18 protein-coding genes are annotated in these 21,581 nt (G+C 44.8%); 4 read left to right on the top strand and 14 right to left on the bottom strand.

What is annotated here, in order from left to right; all coding sequences use genetic code 11:
• Positions 1 to 19 precede the first annotated feature (19 nt).
• The 8 genes from OH459_RS16465 to OH459_RS16430 form a co-directional block, all read right to left on the bottom strand.
• On the bottom strand, positions 20 to 2,242 hold the full coding sequence (locus tag OH459_RS16465) for a TonB-dependent siderophore receptor (protein ID WP_269987779.1): 2,223 nt from the start codon (positions 2,240 to 2,242) through the stop codon (positions 20 to 22).
• 216 nt (positions 2,243 to 2,458) lie between these two features.
• The gene (fhuB, locus tag OH459_RS16460; protein ID WP_269987698.1) at positions 2,459 to 4,435 is read right to left on the bottom strand and encodes a Fe(3+)-hydroxamate ABC transporter permease FhuB; all 1,977 of its coding nucleotides are present in this window, start codon (positions 4,433 to 4,435) and stop codon (positions 2,459 to 2,461) included.
• Positions 4,435 to 5,319, bottom strand: coding sequence for an ABC transporter substrate-binding protein (locus tag OH459_RS16455; RefSeq protein WP_269987696.1), 885 nt, complete (start codon positions 5,317 to 5,319; stop codon positions 4,435 to 4,437). Before OH459_RS16455 ends, fhuB begins: the two co-directional genes overlap by 1 nt.
• Positions 5,320 to 5,331: 12 nt before the next feature.
• Positions 5,332 to 6,096, bottom strand: coding sequence for an ABC transporter ATP-binding protein (locus OH459_RS16450; protein WP_005444434.1), 765 nt, complete (start codon positions 6,094 to 6,096; stop codon positions 5,332 to 5,334).
• Positions 6,097 to 6,470: 374 nt separating this feature from the next.
• Positions 6,471 to 6,686 (bottom strand): hypothetical protein, encoded by a 216-nt coding sequence (locus tag OH459_RS16445; protein WP_005433984.1) that lies wholly within the window; start codon positions 6,684 to 6,686, stop codon positions 6,471 to 6,473.
• A 99-nt stretch (positions 6,687 to 6,785) separates the two neighbouring features.
• On the bottom strand, positions 6,786 to 7,910 hold the full coding sequence (locus OH459_RS16440) for an HD-GYP domain-containing protein (protein WP_269987691.1): 1,125 nt from the start codon (positions 7,908 to 7,910) through the stop codon (positions 6,786 to 6,788).
• A 259-nt stretch (positions 7,911 to 8,169) separates the two neighbouring features.
• Positions 8,170 to 9,375, bottom strand: a complete 1,206-nt coding sequence (locus tag OH459_RS16435) for an aromatic amino acid transport family protein (RefSeq protein ID WP_009698092.1) — start codon at positions 9,373 to 9,375, stop codon at positions 8,170 to 8,172.
• Between the two features lie 174 nt (positions 9,376 to 9,549).
• Positions 9,550 to 10,743, bottom strand: coding sequence for an iron-containing alcohol dehydrogenase (locus tag OH459_RS16430; RefSeq protein WP_005444440.1), 1,194 nt, complete (start codon positions 10,741 to 10,743; stop codon positions 9,550 to 9,552).
• A gap of 162 nt (positions 10,744 to 10,905) precedes the next feature.
• Between OH459_RS16430 and OH459_RS16425 the strand changes: the two genes are divergently transcribed.
• Complete coding sequence (locus OH459_RS16425) at positions 10,906 to 11,403, top strand: hypothetical protein (protein WP_029789407.1); 498 nt, start codon at positions 10,906 to 10,908, stop codon at positions 11,401 to 11,403.
• Between the two features lie 65 nt (positions 11,404 to 11,468).
• Positions 11,469 to 12,839, top strand: a complete 1,371-nt coding sequence (locus OH459_RS16420) for a GGDEF domain-containing protein (RefSeq protein WP_061065918.1) — start codon at positions 11,469 to 11,471, stop codon at positions 12,837 to 12,839.
• 37 nt (positions 12,840 to 12,876) lie between these two features.
• Here the strand turns inward: OH459_RS16420 and OH459_RS16415 are convergent, their stop codons facing one another.
• The gene (locus OH459_RS16415) at positions 12,877 to 13,509 is read right to left on the bottom strand and encodes an SDR family NAD(P)-dependent oxidoreductase (RefSeq protein ID WP_050907615.1); all 633 of its coding nucleotides are present in this window, start codon (positions 13,507 to 13,509) and stop codon (positions 12,877 to 12,879) included.
• 292 nt (positions 13,510 to 13,801) lie between these two features.
• Between OH459_RS16415 and OH459_RS16410 the strand changes: the two genes are divergently transcribed.
• Positions 13,802 to 15,061: an HD-GYP domain-containing protein gene (locus tag OH459_RS16410; protein WP_050935733.1), complete on the top strand. Its 1,260-nt coding sequence runs from the start codon at positions 13,802 to 13,804 to the stop codon at positions 15,059 to 15,061.
• A 93-nt stretch (positions 15,062 to 15,154) separates the two neighbouring features.
• On the opposite strand, the gene OH459_RS16405 is transcribed toward OH459_RS16410, so the two are convergent.
• Together OH459_RS16405 and OH459_RS16400 are read right to left on the bottom strand one after the other, a co-directional pair.
• Complete coding sequence (locus OH459_RS16405) at positions 15,155 to 15,757, bottom strand: 2OG-Fe(II) oxygenase (RefSeq protein ID WP_009698095.1); 603 nt, start codon at positions 15,755 to 15,757, stop codon at positions 15,155 to 15,157.
• A gap of 168 nt (positions 15,758 to 15,925) precedes the next feature.
• Entirely contained in the window at positions 15,926 to 16,693 is a 768-nt protein-coding gene (locus OH459_RS16400) for a TerC family protein (protein ID WP_009702297.1), read from the bottom strand.
• Positions 16,694 to 17,032: 339 nt separating this feature from the next.
• Here OH459_RS16400 and OH459_RS16395 point away from each other — a divergent pair, with 339 nt between their 5' ends.
• Positions 17,033 to 17,989 (top strand): LysR family transcriptional regulator, encoded by a 957-nt coding sequence (locus OH459_RS16395; protein WP_239969270.1) that lies wholly within the window; start codon positions 17,033 to 17,035, stop codon positions 17,987 to 17,989.
• A 16-nt stretch (positions 17,990 to 18,005) separates the two neighbouring features.
• On the opposite strand, the gene OH459_RS16390 is transcribed toward OH459_RS16395, so the two are convergent.
• The 3 genes from OH459_RS16390 to OH459_RS16380 all read right to left on the bottom strand — a co-directional run bounded on the left by OH459_RS16390 (position 18,006) and on the right by OH459_RS16380 (position 21,287).
• Positions 18,006 to 18,887, bottom strand: a complete 882-nt coding sequence (locus OH459_RS16390; protein ID WP_239969268.1) for a YjjW family glycine radical enzyme activase — start codon at positions 18,885 to 18,887, stop codon at positions 18,006 to 18,008.
• 21 nt (positions 18,888 to 18,908) lie between these two features.
• On the bottom strand, positions 18,909 to 20,453 hold the full coding sequence (locus tag OH459_RS16385) for a YjjI family glycine radical enzyme (protein WP_253650253.1): 1,545 nt from the start codon (positions 20,451 to 20,453) through the stop codon (positions 18,909 to 18,911).
• A gap of 207 nt (positions 20,454 to 20,660) precedes the next feature.
• On the bottom strand, positions 20,661 to 21,287 hold the full coding sequence (locus OH459_RS16380) for a LysE family translocator (protein WP_005444463.1): 627 nt from the start codon (positions 21,285 to 21,287) through the stop codon (positions 20,661 to 20,663).
• Positions 21,288 to 21,581: the final 294 nt, after the last annotated feature.

Genomic DNA, 21,581 nt, shown 5'->3' with positions numbered 1-21,581 from the left:
TTTTGTTTCACACTAATATTTACCAATCGTAGGTTAAGCTCGCGATGACATTACGACGGTCGCCGTACCAACAAAAGCCATCACATGTCGCGACATACTCTTTATCTGCTAGGTTCTTAGCTGCAACTTGCAACTTGTAATCACCAATACGGTAGCTCACCGTCGCATCCATCAAGAAGTAGCCCGGCACTTTAATTGTTTCAGTGTTATCGCCGTATGATTCACCGGTGTAACGCGCCCCAAGCCCAACAGCTAAGCCATCAAGTGTCCCTTCTAGGAAACGGTAATGCGCCCAAGCGGATGATACCGTGTTCGCCACTTGAGATGGAGAATTGCCCACCCATGCTGCGTTCACATCTTCTTTGATTTCAGAATCCACATAAGCAATGTTACCAAGTAATGTCAGTGACGGGGTCACATTTGCTACTGCTTCAAATTCAATACCCTTATTTTCTACTTTACCAATTTGAGTTAACTGATTGAGGTGGATTCGAGCAAGGTTCTCTTTCGTTGCTTGGTAAGCTGCAATATTAAAGTAGCCATCGAACGTACGAGGTTGGTATTTCACACCGATTTCAAACTGGTCTCCACTTTCTGGCTTCGCAGGCTTGCCTGCACTGTCTTGCTGAATAATAGGATCAAAATACTGCGAATAACTAAAGTATGGCGTAAAACCAGCCTCTGAAATGTATGCAGTACCTACGCTAAACGTCCACTCTTCATTATCAACTTTAGTTCGAGAGCCTGTCGTTACATTGTGAACCTCATTGCTCGTATCATCATAACGTGCGCCAAGAAGAACCGTCCACTTGTCATTGACCAGAATGTGGTCTTGTAGATAGATACCAAGCTGCTCGTTATCAACCTTTGTTCGCTGCTTGTCGGCGTCAGTCAAAGGCTGAAGCGTTGTTGGGTCTAGCAACCAAACATTGTTCGAATAACTTGGGTTGAAAACATCAAAACGCGGATCTGGCAAGATTCCAATAGGCGTGGTTAAGAGTGAATTTCCATCAGCCACCAATGGGTCGCTTGCAAAGTCTTTACCATCAATACTGACCATCTGATAGTCAATACCAACCATGAGGTTATGTTCAACACTTCCCCATTGCATGTTGTGCATCAAGCGGTTATCAATATTGAAAGCATCAGAAGAGCCCTCTTCTGTACTGGCCGCACGCAGGATGCTTTTGCGCTCATTCAAAGGATCAAGCAGCGGACCTAATCCTGGGACGTCAGCAGCATAGACGTACGAATACATTTGTCGAAGGTTGACGTCCATTTGGCTATAACGAGTCGACTGAACAAAAGAAGTCGTGTCATTGAACATATGTGCAAACTCGTAACCAACAGAAAGCTGTTCGCGTTCAAACGTTTCCCAATCCGTGTTCCCGACCGCAAGACTATCGCTTATCTTACCGTTTTTGTTTGGCTTCAATGTTCCCTCTACAGGTAAGAACTGCAGGTATGGGTCAGAATCATCTTTTTGGTAACTGGTCAGCAAAGTAATTTCTGACGTATCAGTGAACTTGTAAGTCAGTGAAGGAGCAATAAGGAAACGCTCGGCCTCAACGCCATCAACACGTGTGCCGTTCTTTCGCGCCAAACCTTGCACACGAACAGCAAGCTTCTCATTCACTTCTGAGTTCACATCCAGAGAAATCTGTTTGCGATCTTCAGAACCATACTCCACCGACACCTGACCAGAGCCACCATCAAACTGAGGGCGTTTGCTCACTAAATTGATAACACCACCTGGAGGGTTTTGACCATAAAGCACAGAGGCCGCGCCACGAAGCACTTCCACTCGCTCTAATGCAAACGGGTCAATCTGCCAACTGTAAAATCCAGATGAATACAGACGAGTTCCATCTTGATATAAGCCACTATTCGCCTGCTTAAAACCACGGATAATAAACCAATCTTGCTTGTTATCTTCACCAAAATAATTGGTTTGAATGCTTGGCGTATATTGCAGTGCATCTGAGACACTGATTGATGCGCGGTCATCCATTTGCTCACGAGTCACAACGGAAACAGCGCGTGGCGTTTCGTTGATCGCTAAATCCATCTTCGTTGCAGTACGACTCTTCGCACCAAGGTAGCTAAAATCAGGACCAACGGCACTGTCTTCTTGTAGACCAATTACAACAATGTTTTCATCTTCTTGAGCAAGCACTTGAGGGGTTACTAGCACCATCGCAATAGCCACTGCTGCGGGTGTTAGCATAAACTGCCGATTCATCATTTTTCTCCTTTTTTGTCGGCAACCTTTCCAACCTTTTATGCGTTGAGCGAATAGACAAGCCCACACGGGTTGGTTCCGGCATAACCACTGATTTTCCTTAAATGCAAAAACACAGGACGTGCTTTGCTAGCATCACAAACTGGGTGATGAGAGCGATCACCCAGTTCTAGATTTTTATTGTTTTGATATGTGAGGAATGAAGCCAAATCGTCGTTACAGTCGACGTAGTCCCCACATCAGATACAAACCACCAATAAGAGATGCCACCAATCCTGCAGGGATCTCTTGCGGATAAAGTACCTGTCTGCCCATCCAGTCAGCCAATAGCATCACGCCTGCACCAAGCAAGGCGGCACATAGCATGTGTTGCGATGCTTTATTAAAGCCAAACAAACGTGCCAAATGTGGCGCAAGCAAACCGACGAAGCTAATAGGGCCAACAACCAAAGTCGCGCTGACAGTAAGACAAGCCACAAGCAATAGTAAAATGGCACGAGAACGGTCAACTTTGAGACCGAGAGCTTTAGAAGAAGAAGCCCCGATCGGCAAAATATCTAACCAACGAACACAAACAAAACTCAAACCAATAAACACAATGGCAGAAAGAGCGAGCGGGAGCAGCGTGTCCATTGACACGTAATACGTCGAGCCTGAAAGCCAAGCCAATGCTTGATAACTGCGTGGGTCACCCGTTGCCAAAATAAAACTCTGGATGGCATTCATGAGCGCAGTAATGGCAATACCTGTCAGCAAGATTCGTTCTGGTTGGAAGCCAGATTTTCTATTCAACAAGACAATGATTAGTACCGTCAACAAGGCACCAGTCAAGCCACCAATAGACAAAGTCACAACCGATGCACCGACGCCAGTAAACATAGCAATGATCAAGCCCATTGCAGTTCCTGAGCTGATACCAATCACTTCTGGGCTAGCCATCGGGTTGCCACTTAATCGCTGAATCATGGTTCCTGCAATCGCCAGCATAGCCCCGGCCATCGCCGCAGCTAAAAGCCTAGGTGTGCGCCATTCCAAAAATAGCCATTCATGGGTAGAGAAAAGCGATGTCCAGCCGTCGTTCTGAACGGAAACGGTGCTGAAGAGCACGATGCCCGCCAAGATGATCAACAAAGTAAATGCGATAGCGTGTTTGTTAAGTTTGTTGACGCGCTCCGAATGACGAGTGAGCACGGTTTGCGTATGCCCTTGCGTCTTTTGTGATAATCGAGGTAGTAACCAAAGTAACAGTGGTGCGCCTAACGCGGCAGTGGCAGCTCCTGTTGGAATAAAGCTCGCCATCAAACCCGGTAATTGTTGAATGACTAAATCGGTGAGGGTCAAAAGCATTGCACCAATCAACATTGAGATCCAAAGTTTGTGCTGAATCTTATGCACACCAATCAAGTGTGTAATAGCTGGCGCAGCAAGACCGATAAAACCGATGATACCCACCGTCGCCACAACCCAAGAAGTAATAAGCACCGCTAAGCCAAGGCAAACAAAGCGCAGCTTCGCTAGCGACACACCTAAGCTCTTTGCTCCTTGCTCTGATAGCTCCAAAAGGCTCAAAGGTTTAGCAAACAAAAATGCCACTAGTGCAGCAATGGCGACTCTTGGTGCAAGATAGCTGAAATCATCCCAACCACTTTGAACTAAGGAGCCTGCTCCCCAGATCATGAGTCCATTGAGCTTCTCCGTATTCATCATCAAAATGACCGTACTCAGAGAAGCAAAATACAAGTTGATCACCAAGCCAGAAACAACAACAACGGTCGGAGAAAGAGCCCGTCGCCAAGACAACAACATCACTAGCCCCATTGAAGTGACACCACCAACCAAAGCAACTAAATTGGCAGAAAAGTCCAGCATCCAAGGTGTGAATAACGTGGCAAGCATGAGCGTAAAGTTCGCCCCACTCGCAACGCCTAAAGTCGTAGGAGATGCCAACGGATTACGTAGAACCTGTTGCATCAACACACCAGCAACTGCCAAGCCCGCTCCGGAGATCACCGTCGTAAACACGCGTGGCCACCAGCTAAAATGAAGAAGAACGGAATTTATCGACTGGAAATCAGGCTGCCAAAGGCTTGCTAAACCATTGGAAAAGGCGGTGGTTTGACTCAGATGTAACGCTCCAACCGACACCGTAAACATAGAAAGTAAGATCACTAAGGATAAAGGAAAAGCTCTCATTAGAAGTTATCCTTCTCTTTTGCCGCAGCGACTAAATGAGCAAAGCGAACCGCAGAGGGCATGGCACCAAAGCTCCAAACAGGATCAACGCGCATAACAGGGTGACCTGATTGTTCTACGATATATTGCCAAAATTGGTCTTGTGCCAACTGTTGCTCTCCACCATGAGGAAGCGGATCCACAATAACGATCTGCGCTTTTATTCCCGCGAGTTTGTCGATACCGACCATACTAAAACCCCAGCTATTGGTTTTTTCCGTCCACGCATTAGAGAGACCAAGCTGGTTTATTGCTTGTGAATACAAACTGTTCTCGCCAAAGACACGCACGTGTTTAGTGTCCATAAACTGGACCATTAATAATGGCGCTGAATCTTGGTCGACTTTTTCTTTGAGTGAGGCAAGCTGTGCCTCTGACTGTTCAATAAACGTTTCTGCTTCTACCTCTCGTCCCAATTCTTTGCCGAAAGTACGAGTGAATTGAGTCAATACCGACCAATCCGAGATTCCCTGCCCGTAAAGATCTATCGTTGTAACAGGCGCAATTTCCGCTAATCGGCTTTCCATCGCAGAAAAATAAGGGGCAATAAAAATACGGTCGGGTTTGAGCTCGTAGATACGCTCAATGTTGGGTTGCGTTCTTAAACCCACATCTTTTGTTTGTTTTGGTAATATTGGGGCTTTCACCCATGCGTCATAATCTTGCCCTTGTGCGATGCCAACCGGAACAACACCGAGTGCAAGCATGGTTTCGGTCTGTGTCCAATCCACCGACATCACTCGTGGTGATGGCGTCTTATCAACTGCATGTGCAAACAGAGGAAAAGCAAGACTTGTCGCCCAAACAAGTCGCTTCAGCAATGAAATAAGCGGCTTACAATCCATTGTTGACCCCACTTAGCTTGGCATCGCTACTGGATACCCAGCAGGATGGTCAGAAATACGCATTTCAATGCCATAGATTTGCTGCAACTTAGGCTCGGTAAATACTTGTTGAACGTCACCTTGCGCTATCAAGTCACCTTGATGCAATGCGACAATCTCATCACAAAAGCGTGCAGCTAAGTTAATGTCATGCAGTACGATGATGACCCCTAAACCTAGGTCTTTACTAAGTTTAGAGATCAAAGAAAGCATATCGACCTGATGACTAATATCGAGCGCAGACAAGGGCTCATCAAGCAACAGGTATTCGGTTTTCTGTGCGAGTAACATCGCAAGCCACACTCGTTGGCGCTCACCACCAGAAAGCGTGTCGACAAGGCGATCGGCATATTTGGATGTTCCTGTCATTTCCATCGCCTCTTCCACGATGGTTTTATCTTTTGTACTCAACCGTCCTAATAAACCATGCCAAGGGTAACGACCGAAGCTCACTAAATCTCGACCGAGAATGCTGTCGGTCATGGGTAAGTGCTGAGGAAGGTAAGCGATGTGCTGGGCAAATTTCTTTGCCGATAAACGGTTGATGTTGTCACCATGCAGCAAAATATCGCCATCACTGTATGGTTGTTGCTGAGCGAGCAGCTTGAGAAGTGTGGATTTGCCAGAACCATTGTGTCCGACAAGCGCGTACGTTTTTCCAGTTTCAAACGTCAAATCAAATGCTTTCAACAAAGACTTACCGTCAATATCGAATTGGAGTGCTTTGGCTTCTAACATCCCTACTTCACCTAATCCTATTTACGTCTCGGGGCTGGTGAAACTTCGCTTTGCCGTCTACCTTCCCGTTACGTTTTATAATTTTATTCAACAAAACGATTAATAAGCTTGGCTTTATATAACAGCAAAGATACAAATGCAAACCATTGTCATTATCATTAATAAATAATTTTATAAATCTTATTGGGAGCACATTCTCGCTACAAAAAGCACGTCAGAAGCAAGGGGAAAAGCAATTTAAAACGAAATGAAATAGGGATTGGAAATGAGGACTATCGGCGGCGAGCATCGCCATTCGCAATGCTCGCTCAAGGAATAAGTTAAGCTGCGACGATAAGAAAAGTTGGATGAGAGCCGCAGCGTTGTTGAACCAGTTAATGACGAGCGTCAGCGCCAAACTCTACTTCTTTATAGATATCGGCCAGCGACTTCTTACCTTGTTTGTCTTTGGCTGAACGCTTTCTTGGTTGGTAGTGATACTCTTGGTCATGCAAAGCTTCTTCATGTTCCTTTGCCGACTCTACGAATTCAGCATTCGCAAGTGCTTGTTGGCGTAAGCGGTTTACTCTTTCTAGGGTTTCCCACAACATACTTCACCTCCAAACGAGTTACTGTATACATATACAGTATTATTTATTCCGACCTCCTAGTCAATATTTTGATTCCCTTCATGGTTTGCTCCTCTACTTTCACATTAACCCCATACCAGCATAATGCTCTGGGTACTTATGAATAATTTGTTTTAAGTAGCCTTGATGTTCGCGCAAAGCATTCACGCATTCTCGGGATAACAAGCCTTGGTAAACGCGTTTTTCAAGCTCTAACAAGGCATACGGGATTGACCACGCTTGACGATATGGATGATGGGTGGTCATGACATCAAACACATTAGCAACTGCCGCGATTTGAGCGGCGATAGGAATCCCTGGACGATCTAACCCATGCGGATAGCCAGACCCATCGAGGTTTTCATATTGGTAAGACGTAATTTGCTGAAATAAAGTGACACTCGGATGAACTGGATTACCAATTCTCGCCACAATGTTATCTGCTGATTCAACACATTGTTCAATATGCTCAGATAGCAGCGCTTCTTGCTCTGCATTCACACATCGGCGATTACATACCACATCAGCAGGGAGTTTTATTTCACTCAAAGCATGATAACGAGTGAACATTCCAATTTGCTCGACAACTTCATCACTAAATTGATAAGCATCGGCAAGCTCTGTCGCAATTAATTGGGCGTACATACCAATACGCTTAGTGTGCGAGTAAACTTCCGGCGAATACCCTGGCATCAAGCACTGCATTCTTTCTGCCAAGATTTCAATCGCATTGACGACGTGGTCTTCAGATTCAACGGCAAATTGCACCATCTCAAAATAGGGTCTTAGCCCATTTAAAGCCTCGACGCTAAACGCATTGGGTTGAATCGAATTGAGAAACACAAACCCAGTAAAGGTTTGACGGTCATAACAAGGAATAGCGACAGACGAGTGGTAGCCTTGTTTCAACAAGGTTTGAATACGTGGACAGTGGTTGATGTCGTAAAGATCGTTAACAAGACGAGGGATGGCATTGTCTGCAGCAATGCTCAGGTTGTGCAGTTTTCGAAGTGGCGCTTCGTGATGAGCCAAACACCAAGTGTCGAACTCACTTTCGGCAAAAGATTTAAGCATGCATTGTTTAGGGTGATACTTAGCAAAAGACACCCTATCGACACACGGTAAATGTGCCTGCATCCTATTCTTCAAAGTTTGCATTTGCTCATTGAGCGGTTTTGCAAACGGGTAAAAACTCCGGTGCGCCATACTTCACCTCCACACCAAGTAGAGAAACCAGAAGAAAAGGCTCATGAAAGTCAGCGTATTTGATGTGATTAGAGCGGCTTTTCTCCACCTAAATTATCGACATACCACAACTTAAGTGTACGAAATAAAAACAGTTTTTCGCCAATCTTTTCACCGAATATTCTACGGTAATTTAATCCAGATCAAAAAAAACCAGTGCTATTTTGAGCACTGGCTGTTTTATGCAAATTGAGTTTTCCGATATCAATCCGTTTGGTGATTAACCCAACGCAGGAAGAACACCCAAAGTAATGAGTAGCTGCGCCATCACAATACCAGTACCAGCGATACCTGTTACTAATAGTGCTCCTTGTCCACCTGCCACACGGTATTCACCCGTAAACTCATCAGAGCGACGCACCTTTACCACCATAACTAGCGGTAGGAAGATAGCAAGAATAGCTAAAGCAATTGCAGCATAACCTAGCGCCATGATGAAACCTTGCGGGTAAAACAATGCGAAGCCTAGTGGTGGTGTAAATGTGATCACTGCTGCAACCAAACGGTTTGGCTTTTCACTGTCACCTTTGATCGTGTCACCCAAGAATTCAAACAGACCCAAACTCACACCTAGGAAAGACGTCAGAAGTGCAAGGTCAGCAAATACGCCTACCACACTACCAAGATTTGACTGGTGAACAGTTTGCGACAGTTGACCAATCAATGCGCTCAAACCACCGTTTTCAATCAAGGTATCTTGGCTTACTACACCAAGCGTTACGATTTGCCAGAAAATGTAGATCACGAGCGGAATTGTAGAGCCAACGATGATCGCTTTACGCAGAGACGACGTGTCACCGTCGAGGTAGTTAACAATAGCCGGGATACTGCCGTGGAAACCAAAAGAGGTAAAGATTACTGGAATAGCGGCAACGACAAGCCCTTGCTCTATTGGCATACTTAGCAAGTAAGATTCGGTCACGTTTGGCGCAAGAAATGACAAGACTGCAATCATGGTCACCATTTTAAGACCAAACAGCACGCGGTTTACTTTGTCTACAGTGCCAGTGCCCACTGTCACAACCATGGTCACGATAAGGGTAAAGATGATGGTTGAAGTCGAGCCAGAAATATCCAGACCAAACCACTCTGTCAAACGGTCACCAAACTGAGCACCACCACCCGCAATGTAAGCAGCACACAATGAGTAGAACAAGAAGAGCATGGCAAAGCTTGCAACCCATTTGCCCTTCTGACCAAGAATTTGTTTCGCTAGAGTATGAAGAGTTGCACTGCTGTCCGCATATTGGTGAAGCTCCAGCATCAACAACGCAGTAAACGCCATTAACGCCCATAGCCCCAGCATAATAATTAAAGAGGTAGAAAAACCAATGCCAGCAGAGGCAAGAGGAAGCGCCAGCATGCCAGCACCAATCGTAGTCCCAGCAATAATCAGGGTGCTACCAAACACTTTAGATCGACTCATTGTATATTTATCTTTACAGCTTTATAAGATTTATCAGCATCAGATCGGGCAACGGCATACCAAACCTAACACCATATTTGGAATGATGACGATTCTGTAGGATCTTTCTAATAAGATCAAGCAAAGTGTAAGGATAAAAATCCACACACGTAAACTTAAGTGTACATAACTTTTTTAAACTCTAATTTCTGCAAGCAATTGGGCGCACTCCTCTTCATTCATAAATTTAGGAACAGGATAATTCCAGTGCGCTTCTTTAAGGATCAAACTCACTAACTCTCCAGTATCAGAGGATTGCAACAGTGGCGATGTTTGTTCGATACCAATTGCGTTATACAAATCTTCTAGCCTATGAATGAAATCTTGTGCACTCGCTCTATCCTCACCTTGCGTTCCGATCAAGGCTTCACTTAGGGCTGTCAGTTGTGGCTCAATCTCAGAGAAAGAAAATCGAAGGACAGGGAGCAAAGCAAGACCATTCGCCATTCCGTGAGGTATGCCATACTTGGCACCCAAGTTATGCGCGAATGCGTGAACGTAACCAAGACTCGCTTTGGTGAAGGCTAACCCAGCATAGTAAGACGCCATTGCCATTTTGTTTCGAGCCTCAATACTACTCCCATCTTCTACGGCTTGAGGTAAATACTTGAAGATAAGTTTAATAGCCGCAATCGAATAGGCTTTGGTATCAACAGTCGCATTACGGGAAATGAAAGCTTCTACCGCGTGTGTCAACGCATCAATACCCGTATCAGCCGTTATCTTTGCAGGTAAACCAACCAGTAAATTCGCATCCAATGCGGCCATTAAAGGCACCAATTTCGGATCCATTAATGGGGTTTTGTGGTGGGTGTCTGGTTCGGAAACAACAGCGGCAATCGTCACCTCAGATCCAGTACCAGACGTTGTCGGAATCACAAATAAAGGCGCAGGAGTTCTCCACACACGAAACAAACCAGCAAGCTTCTTAATGGATTTCCTGTTTGTCACCCGGGCTGCGATAACTTTGGCACAATCCATGGCAGAACCACCGCCAAGCGCTAAAATCGCGTCACATCCTGAGTCGAAATACATCGTTAATCCAGTCTCTACTTGATCGTATGTGGGATCTGGTTTTACTTCAGAAAACAGCACAACGTCTAAACCTCTGGCTTTCGCGCTTTCTATTACCTGCTCCGCCATACCAATTTTTACTAAGCCGTCATCAGTCACAAGAAGCAATTTTTTAAAACCAAGATCAGCAATCGCCTCCGTCAATTCATGGAGACTGCCAGCACCAGAGAATAATGTCGGTTTAGGGAGTGGGAGTACATAGGCGGCGGCTTTCAAACCATTGGTATAACCGCGATAAAGCAGATGTTTTAACATAACAAGTCCTTTTGTTTTGAGCTTTTATTCTAGTTGCTTTTCTACTCAATTCGAGTGAGGAGTTCACAGAATTTTGTATTGATGTGTCTCAGTTTTTAACCCATCAAAACCAATTTTTATCTACTACTCTATAACTTAAGTACTAATGAATAAGGGCGAGCTATGGAATATAAGCTGTTTGTTTTGCTTGCTTTTTCAAGCTCTGCTTTCGGAAACTCGTTAGCGAGCTTCCCTAACAACTTTGAGCAACTAGTACTGGTAAAACAAAGTGTTATACCAGGAAGAAATGTCGTTTTGCCGCCAAGTACACCAACCTTCATTCAAGAAACAGTGAAAATGTACAACTGGACCAATCAAGGCAAAGGTACCAACTTGAATATTTATGTTCCTAGACACAAAGTCGAAGCCTATAAAAACCATGGTCCTTACTCCGACGGTCTAACCGCTGTCGCAATTTACGAAGAGGAGGACATTATTTTTGTCACCGAGCATCTGGCTGGTGAGGCACTTTATGGGAGTTATGATCGACGAGGCAATGACATATCAGATCGCCATCCATCATTAAGGGTCGAAGCTTGCTATCGATGTCATAACGGATATAAGGACATTTGCATAAACGGAACTTGTGCCGTTCCGATTATTGATGTGTTTAATGAGTAATTCATCACGTGGGAACTTCAATAAGAATAAAGATATTCCTATCGCATTTTGTTCTCGTCATTCTCATGATCGGCGGTTTGGGTTACTACAATTTTCATAACTCAATGGACACGATCGTAAAGACGACGATTACCTCTCGCGAACAAAGCGCAAGTGCACTTGTTCACCATGTGAGTGACGCGGTGCACGGGGGTAACTATGCCAACCTAATGCTGCCTAGCTTTAAAAACCAATTAAAAATGCATACTGATCTCCGTTATTTTTACGTCAATGGTTATTCCTCTGTAACTAATACTCCCATGTCTGTTACCTATAATCGCAACGCAGACGAAATCTGGCGGACTGACTACCCTCCCACGTTTGAGCAAGACTTGGAGCAACGCATTGCTAGATTAACCTCCGTTAAAAATGCTGGCTCAAAGTCCAGTATTAAAGTGAACTATCTGCTCGCGCGCCTTAATGACGCTCAAAACCAATTCCACCTCAGTCAGGAGCTGAAAAAGAACTACACGCTAGACCTAGCACCCTGTCGTATCGTTGGAGAAAGCCATCTCAGTTTCGACAAGAATATTCTCTACATAACTTTGCCATTAACAGGGAATAATCAAGGTAATATCGAGCTGCTTTATGACATCGAATTGGTTAGTGACATACGTGATGCATTTTTGATGGACTCTATTCGCGAACTTGTTCTGGGCATGATGATTTCATATCCTCTCTTGCTCTTATTGTCTTACCATATCTCCTCTCCTATTAAGAACTTATCGACATTTATGCGTCAGAACTTTGAGGCTATAAGCCTATTGCAAGTACCTAACATGAAGAGAAAAGACGAAATAGGCGATCTTGCTCGCGCATTTAGCCTTCTTGTAGATAAAGTAGTAAGAAAAAACAGAGAGTTAGATGAAATGGTTAAGCACGATCCTCTTACCGGCTTGTACAATCGGCGTTCACTTGAAGCCTCGTTCCGCTCTCTATGCTATCAAGCTAATAAAACGTTTATCGCCTGTTTTTTTATCGATATAGACCACTTTAAAGAGTTTAATGACCATAGAGGGCATTTAGAGGGAGACAAAGCGCTTAAGCGCGTCGCCGACGCCTTGGAATCTTTTGCCGCTCAAAGCCATGGTTATGCATTGAGACTGGGTGGTGAAGAGTTCGTTGTATTAGCGCCAGTACATGATGCCAGAGAAGCGATCGCAAAAGGCAATCAGTTACGAGGAAGAATAAAGCAGCTCAAGATCATTCATCAAGATGAACCAGAACCTAAATATCTGACAGTCTCTATAGGAGTTAGTCTTTCTGAACGAACTCAAGCTGATGCGATCAACCCAAACGGGCTGCTAGATGAATCCGATGAGGCACTGTATGCTGCTAAAAATTTAGGGCGAGACCAAGTCGCATTGTATTCAAATGAAAACAGAGACAGCGCCTAAACACTCTCCCTGTTTTTGATTCATTCGATTAGCACATTTAGTACGTTAATTCTGGATCGACACAATGGAAGATCTCTCCGCTTCCTTTGCCATCTTCAAGCATATCAAAAATCAAACGAGCAACTTCTTGACGATATACCAATCCATGCACTTCTTTCGGCTCGACCAAAACACCGTTGCCTGTCACGTCACCATCTTTAAGACCACCTGGGCGAATAATGGTGTAATCCAAATCACTAGTCTGTAACCATGCTTCTGCCAATGACTTCTCCCGGACGACACCGCCGAAGCCCGCTTTAGAGCGTTCAGAGAGATACTGCCAGCTGTCACCACAACCGAGAGACGTCACCAATACAAAACGTTTCAGTGAAGCGTGGCAAGCAGCGTCGATAAGATGGCGATGACCAAGATAATCCACCGGAATATCCGCACGAAAGCTGCCCATAGTACTGATGATGATGTCATCTTGATTAAGCTGCTCGACAACCGCATTCACCTCAGTCGCTACCGTTGCATCACACGTAAAGGTCGAGTGGCATATCGCCTTCAATTCCGGATTCTTATCTGGATTTCTTGCTACGCCAATCACTTGAGTACCCTTATCAGCAAAATACTGCGCAATTGCCAAACCAAGACCACTGCTCGCGCCCCATATAACGACTCTTTTCATAACTTACCTTTCACAATACACATGATAATGAGAATACTTTACATCACTATTTGTGTGGTTTTCAAAGGAAGTCAATCGAACAAGGAGAAATCTTTCGAAATCAATACGTAGTTCAAAGAAATGACCAAGAGTTCTGGGCTTCGGATGAATTTTACGTGCGACAAGCAGTATTATTCTCGGCATAACTATAACTAAGCCATGTGCACCCTTTTTAGGTATCAGTTCGCTGTCGCATTCCCCTAAAAAATCAAAATAAAATAAGCACAGGCGAGTAAAAACGTCGGTAATTACAATGAAGCAATCTTCCCACTCCATCTCGGGGTTTGAAGTCGATCTAAAACAAGCCCTGATCTGGGTAGCGCGTGCGTTAGATTACGTAGGCGTAGACGATACACACCATAGCCATCGAGTCGCCTATATTGCCTATCAATGTGCGATCACCTTAGGTTGGGACATCAAAAAAGCAGAGTTCTGTTACTTTGCTGGCATGATCCACGACTGCGGAGTTTCTGAGACCCGCGAGCACATGATGCTGCTTGAACAGCTTGTTCCTCAAGACGCCAAAGCGCACTGCATCCGTGGCTACCACACGCTTAAGCAATGTCGGTTGCTCACTCAATTCGCAACGCCAATTCTTTATCATCATACGCACTGGAAAGAACTCGAACAGATCGATCTTCCGACATTTGAAAAAGACGTCGCTGCACTGCTTTACCTTTCTGATCGTCTCGATTTTATGCGTGCGTATTACGTATCTAACTGCCATAGCGACCTTGTCACCTTACATGAGGAACTGATTGCCGAGTGTGTAATAGCAAATGCGGGCACGCTGTTTAACCCAAACATGTGCGACGCGATGGTTCAATTGATCATGACAGATGCGTTTTGGTTTGCGATGGAGTCAGAGCATATCGAAACGATTGGACTTCAATTTGAGAATATAGACTGGCTGCAAAAACAACTAACCATAGAAGACATGAACAGCTTGGGTTTGTTCTTAGCTCGTATTGTTGATGCCAAGAGCCCTTTTACTTATCAACATTCACAAAAGGTCGCTGAACTGTCTCGTTACTTGGCGAAGAAAATGGGGTTGGATGAGCACGAACAAGAGATGATTTTTATTGCTGGACTCGTTCACGATATTGGTAAACTCAAAACTCCGGATGAGATCCTTCATAAGGAAGGACCGCTGGACCAACACGAATACACTCGAATTAAACGTCACACCGTGGACACAGAGTTAGCACTGCATAAAGTGTTTCCTAACGCCAAAATTGCTGAATGGGCTTCCAATCATCACGAGCGCTTAGACGGCTCAGGTTATCCCTACCATAAAACAGGTGAAGCCTTGGACGTACCATCGCGCATTATTGCGGTCGCAGATGTCTTTCAAGCACTTTCTCAAGATCGTCCCTACCGTGGACGCATGACGCAACAAGAAATCGCCATCATCATGGATGAGCAGATCAAATCAGGTAAGCTCTGTTCTGATGTATATCGAGTTTTGTCATCACACATGCAAACGTGTTATGAGCTCTCCACTCAAGCTTAACGCCGAGCCGTAAACAGAATAAAACAAAGGGACACCAGATTGGCGTCCCTTTGTTATTTCAAACGTATTTCAACGCGACCACAATAATAAGGTCTAGTGAGCGATGTCGAGCTGGTTATCTTTGACACCGTTAATACGGAACCAACCTGCAATACTGAATCGCTCAGCGTTTGTCGGCAACACTTCGTGTGGGAATTGCTCAGATAGGAATACGAACAGACGACCAGAACGCGGTGGAATAGTCGCAATTTTGTTGTCATTCAAATCGTACACCACCAACTCACCTGCATCTTCTTCGCTCCACGACTCATTCATGTAGAACACCGTGGTTAGGCGGCGGTTTTCATTGCCCTTAAAGCAGTCGAGGTGTTTTTGGTAGAAGTCACCTTTCTCGTATTTCGCGAAGTGCGCTTCGTACTCAAACAAGCCTAGAAAGAAATGACGGTTCGCTTCCAAACGGATCTCTTCCATCTTGTCTAAGAAAGACGCCACTGGTGCACCCATGTCGCGTTTCAACCATTGGATCTTGTCACTGCGAATGGTTTCAATACGAGTCACGTCGTCGTTACGACCAATACGTGCTTTCTTCCAATCATCAGGAATACAGTCACGCAGCTCAGCCACTTCCTCTTGAGAAATAAAATCATCCCAGATGTAGTATCCGTGCGTCGATAACGCGTCGATCAGTTTGTTCATTCTATTTTGTTCACTCGTATAGGTTTGGGCGGTCTATATAAGAAATCCGTGCTACAACAACAAATTCCATTTTCTATCGACACGACAAATCCACACAATTCGCAGAATACAGACGTAAAAAAGCCGCTCTCAAGAGCGGCTCAATTTGGTTCAGTTGCTACGTTTCAATTATCGAGTTTGAAGCGCAACAGAACGAGGTCGGATTGGACGAATTCGCTGAATCACTGGGCGTTGTTTTTTCTTTAGCTGGATATGACACATTTCCAACACTAGACCAAACGCCATCGCGAAATACACGTAACCTTTGTTGATGTGAATAGCAAAACCTTCTGCCATCAACAGACCACCTAGCAATACTAGAAACAGTAGAGCAAGTGTCTTAAAGCCCGGGTAACGCGTCACTAGATTGTTGATTTTCTCCGCCGTTAATACCATTACAATTGCTGACGAGATGATTGCCGCCACCATAATAGGTACCTCGCTCGTTAAACCAACGGCGGTGATCACCGAGTCCATTGAGAACACAGCGTCAACTGCAACGATCTGCAGTAAAACCACGGCAAGACCAGTACGAACATGAGTCGAGTGACCGTGTTCTGTATGCGTTAACCAACTCCACAACTCTTTCAAGCTTTTCGCCAACAGGAACGCACCACCTGCAATCATAATCAAATCACGACCAGTAAATGCGTAGTCGCTAAAGCTGATTAACGGCTGAGTAAGCTGCATGATCCAAGAGATCGAGAACACCAAAACAATGCGAGCCATAACGGCAAGACCGATACCTAGGTTTCGGGCAAGTTTACGCTGGTGTTGTGGTAATCGTTCACACAGAACGGAGATGAATACGACGTTATCAACGCCTAAGACAACTTCAAGAGCAAACAAGGTAGCGAAGATAGCCCACGCTTCTGGTTGCATGAAAAGTTCTAACATGAGTACGCCTCCGATGATTGGAAGCCATACAGTGAATTGTTCAGTCGACTAAAGGGGTCGTCCATTAAGTTTATTTAAACCTCTGTTACTTAGGAAAGTTGAGTAAATCACCTCTCCTATTTGTTCGCAATCCCCTATTTTGTCAGGCTTATGTCAACCATCTTTCGTCCTCTAAGGGTTATTGCCACTACTCACCCCCATAAAGTGCCCAGTTGAGCCAAATCTTTATATAGAACACGAAAAGAAACACCTCTTTTTGCGTGCTTCAACAATCGTAAAAAAATGTTTCACAATAATATTTTGATATACTGAGAAAAATCACACTAGTTAGTCTTACGAATGGATTACATAACACTCTCACGCATTAGCCTTAAACACCTCACCGTATTGCACATGTTGCTCACAACACACAGTGTGACTCAAGCAGCAGAACAGCTTTGCGTGACCCCTTCTAGCGTGAGTAAAACGCTAAGCCAATTGCGCGACATTCTTAAAGATGACCTTTTTTACCGCGATGGTACTCGCTTAGTTCCAACGCCGTTTGCTTTAAACATCGGTCCTTCGGTACACGGCATTCTTTCCAGTATGAACGGTTTGCTTTATCAAGGCTCATTCAATCCTGCGTATTACGAAGGTCGCTTCTCTTTGGCGATGCGTGAAAGTACCTTTGAAATTTTCGCACCAATGCTACAAAACCTATCTCAACAAATGGGCAGTCGAGCACAATTGAACGTCTACGCGAAAGAGCAGATGAGTTTTGATTCTTTAATCCGTGGACAAGTGGACTTTATGATTCTGCCGCACGATATCAGCCAACCACCTACGCATAATAAAGACTTGGTTTGGCAAACGATTTTGGAAGATGAGATGATCTGTTTGATGGGCAGTAACAACCCATTGTCAAAAGAAGCTCTCTCGGTAGAAAACTACTTGTGTGCTAGGCACATTGGCATTCACGATAAAGACTTATCTCAACCTTACTTTGAGCAGAACTTAACTCAGCGCTACGCCAAACGCAGTATCGCGATGCACGTGGCGGACTTTGGGTCCGCAGCTGTGATGTGTCACCACTCAGATTATCTGTTCACTTGTTCAAAGCTTTGGGCACAAATGGCACTACAAGCGAAAGGATTAGTAGAAAGACCATTGCCGTTCGAATATGGACAAGTGGCGTATAGCTTGGTGTGGAACAAAGCGAGCCTCAACGATCCCGCTTTAAGATGGCTACAACAACAAGTGCTTAAGGCGTGTGAAACCTTGGGAGGATGCAGCAAACCAAGAGTGAATAAACTCTAAAGTTATCCCCGCTGCATTACACGTAGACCGATGGCATGGTCATTGGTTTGCTAACGAATTGGCTCAATTGAGCGTGGAAGCGCTCCATTTCATCCTGAGAGCATTTCTCCCAGCCAAGGGCTTCGCCTGTTACACCATGATGCTGAAACGCGTTCAAACGAATGTTGACTGATTCAGGTAACGCTTGCAGATAGTGCCCAACTGTTGCGACTTCCGTATCGAGATCGCTCTTACCTGGAATATGCAGTAAACGCACTTCATACAACTTGCTTGCTTCGGCTAAATACTGAATTGCTTGAAATACACGGTGATTATCCCGCCCTACTAACCAGTGATGCGTTTCACTTTGCCACGATTTTAGGTCGATCATCGCCCCATCCATATACGGTAGGACTTTTTCCCAACCTGCGGTAGATAAAGAGCCATTGCTATCAATGAAGCAAGTAAGATGTTGCAATTCAGGGTCCTGTTTAATCCCTCTAAACAGCGCAATAATGAAAGGAAGCTGTAAGGTAGATTCCCCACCGGATACCGTCACACCGCTAATAAAAAAGCGCTGTTTTCGTATCAAATCGAGCATTGCTTCCACAGAGTAGTCAGTAATTTTTGGATTAGATTGGTGCTGACATATCTCTATACAACGGTCGCAGTGGGTGCACTCCTCTTTAAGCCAAACAACGTTGTTGCTTTTGTCGAACTTCAGTGCGCCAACAGGACACTCGCTCACACAATCACCACAATGGTTGCAGTGATTGATTGTGTGCGGATTGTGGCAGTTGATGCACTGATAGTTACAACCCTGTAGAAAGATGACTAGACGGTTTCCAGGTCCATCAACACAAGAGAACGGAAGGATACGAGTTACCTTAGCCAAGAGGTGTTCCGATCGTCTAGCCATCTTATTCTTATCCGTCACCAATTACTTAGCGTAAATCGGTGACATTTCATGACTCACCACACGTGGAGAACGCTCCAAAATACCAGTGTTCTTCGCCGCTTCTGCGCCTAGGAATGTAGTATTAGTACGTGAACCTTCTGCATCGTATTTCGCGATATCAGACAGCTTCACCATGTAACCCGTCACGCGAACCAAGTCGTTCGATGCTACGTTTGCCGTAAACTCGCGGTAACCAGCATTCAATGCGCCTTTACATAGGTTGAACATCGCTTCTGGGTTCGATTTCACGGTTTCGTCGATAGTCAGAATGTCACTGATGCCAGAACGGTAGTATTGGTGATGACCTGCCGTCGCTTGCACGTAAGACACTGGATCTGGTTCGTTGCCGTAAGGAATGCGCACACCCGGCGTCACGTCCAAATCTAAGCTGATGCCACCTTGCGCGTGCAGTAGCGCTTTGCCTTCCAAACCAAATTTCACTGATGTGCTTTCTACCAATTCAGCCAATTTCGCAGAGATCTTATGGCCTAGCTCATTTGCCGCTGTGTCTTGACCATAACGGCTCGCATTGCCCTCTTTCTCTAGCAATACGTTTACCGCTTCTGCCATGCCATAAATGCCATACATTGGCGCAAAACGAGACTCTTCGATCAGACCTTCTTGCGTTAGAAAGCCTTTAAAGAATTCAGATTTCTCATGCAAATGTGAAGCTCGAGCATCCATCAACTCAACCATCAAACCGTGGTATTCTGGCAGAACGTTGTTGAAGAAATCTTTACAGTTATCTGCACGATTCGCCGCTTCTTTTAGATTCATACGCACTAACGTGTTTGAACCACCAGCCAATGGCAGAGAGTTGTAGCAACTCACGATACCAAAGCGACCACCTTCGTACGCGCTCACATGCATTGGGTAGTTTGCGATGTGCGGCTTGCTGCACTCACAAATGTTTTGTGTTGCTTGTTTTAACAGGTCGTCTGGTGTAACTGCTTTGTCGTACATGAACGTTAAGTTTGGCGCGATCTGTTTTAGCTCTGCGTCAACTTTCAAAATCGTACGACAAATGATGTTGTCCGTAGGACCAATATTCACGTGCATGAATGCGTCTGGCAATGTGCGATCAAGCATGACCCAGAAGTGTTTCAGTTTTTTGTATATTTGCTCGTCAGTTAGGTCACCCACGTAAGGCATTAGCACGTCATCAAGTTGACCAAGGTAAACGGGAATGTTGGTTACCGAAGGCACGTGATGATAAATGATGGTCAACATGTTGATCGCATCATCAAAATCTTCTGCTGGAGCTAACTCCAAGTATTCAGAACCTTGAGAAAGAAATTTTGCGTAATCTGGCAAAACATAGCGCGGCTTAAATGGCGCGTGACCTTCAAACATGTCACATATGACGCCTTGCTGCATCGCTTGGCTTACCTCGTCAGAGACGGTCATATATGGAATTGTGGCTTCGGCTTCCAAAGCAAGAAAGTTTGATTTCTGTTTTGGAGATAAGTTGCTATCGGTCGCGATAGCAAGGAAACGCTGCTGAAGATCAGAAAGGCTTTGAGTCATCTAAGATGTTCCTGGAGAAAATACAACGAATACGTCCTTTCAAATCGTTTGCTCACTTTTGAGCATTGGTTGAAAGGACGCGTTGAATTCTACGCCTTGAGAGTCTTTGCCACTAATGAAAAAAACCAAAAAGTTGATTTCCATTTTGGAAATAAGATTTTGCTAATTTAGCCTAAGTTTTAATAACTTAGCGAAATAATTATCAATTCAGCTACGATGCGCAGTCGACAACATAACGCCCGCGCTAATGAATACACCGCCCGTTAAACGATTGAATAACTTCGCTCGTCCTTTCGCAAATAACCAATCCGATGTTTTCACTCCCAGCAAACCATAGAAGGTCAGCCAGCTCAGTTCAAACACCACAAAGGTACTAGCAAAGACAATATATTGAGTGAATAACGATGCAGATGGGTCAATAAATTGAGGAAACAGCGCGGTAAAGAACACAATGGCTTTCGGGTTACTCGAACCCACAATAAAACCACTGGTAAATGCGCTTAAATAATTCGAAGAAGATTGCTCCGGTTGCGCTTGTGAGAAATCCGTTTGTTTAGAGCGTAATGCTTGAATACCAAGCCAAATAAGATACGCAGCACCACACCATTTAATGATGTTAAACACCAGTTCTGAAGAGGCGATAACGACGCCAAGCCCAGTAAAAGATAAGGTAAGAATTATGGTAATTGCCGTCAGACTACCAAGGGCGGTCGCAAAGGCATGGCGAAATCCATTACTGACGCCCTTACTCAAACAAAGCAGCGAGCTAGGACCAGGAGAGGCAGTCAGAACAAGTATCGCAAGGGTGTAGTAGATCCAAGTATCGAGTTGCATTGGCGCTCCTTTCCAATGTGTTGATGGGGGTACAGATCGTGTAGCCTACTTGCCTTTCTCGACGTTTCTATCCATGAAACGTAACGCGGAAAGACACCACATAGCTTTTATGAAAGCTGAACGACGATAACTGAACAGGCTCAAAACCAACCTAGCTTTTAATAAAGCCTATGAGTAAGCAAGCTAAGTAGAAAAACTCAGTTTGCCTCGCTTCTAGTCCACTTTGAGCTGTTTAGTTATGCAATCAACATACTGGTAATATGCAACCGTGTAAAGCGATTCGTTACTCGACAG

Origin of the sequence: Vibrio sp. MM46 (assembly GCF_027587135.1) — a bacterium.
Lineage (GTDB): Bacteria > Pseudomonadota > Gammaproteobacteria > Enterobacterales > Vibrionaceae > Vibrio > Vibrio harveyi.
Note: the sequence above shows the minus strand (reverse complement) of the source record. Positions and strands in the feature narration are given on the sequence as shown.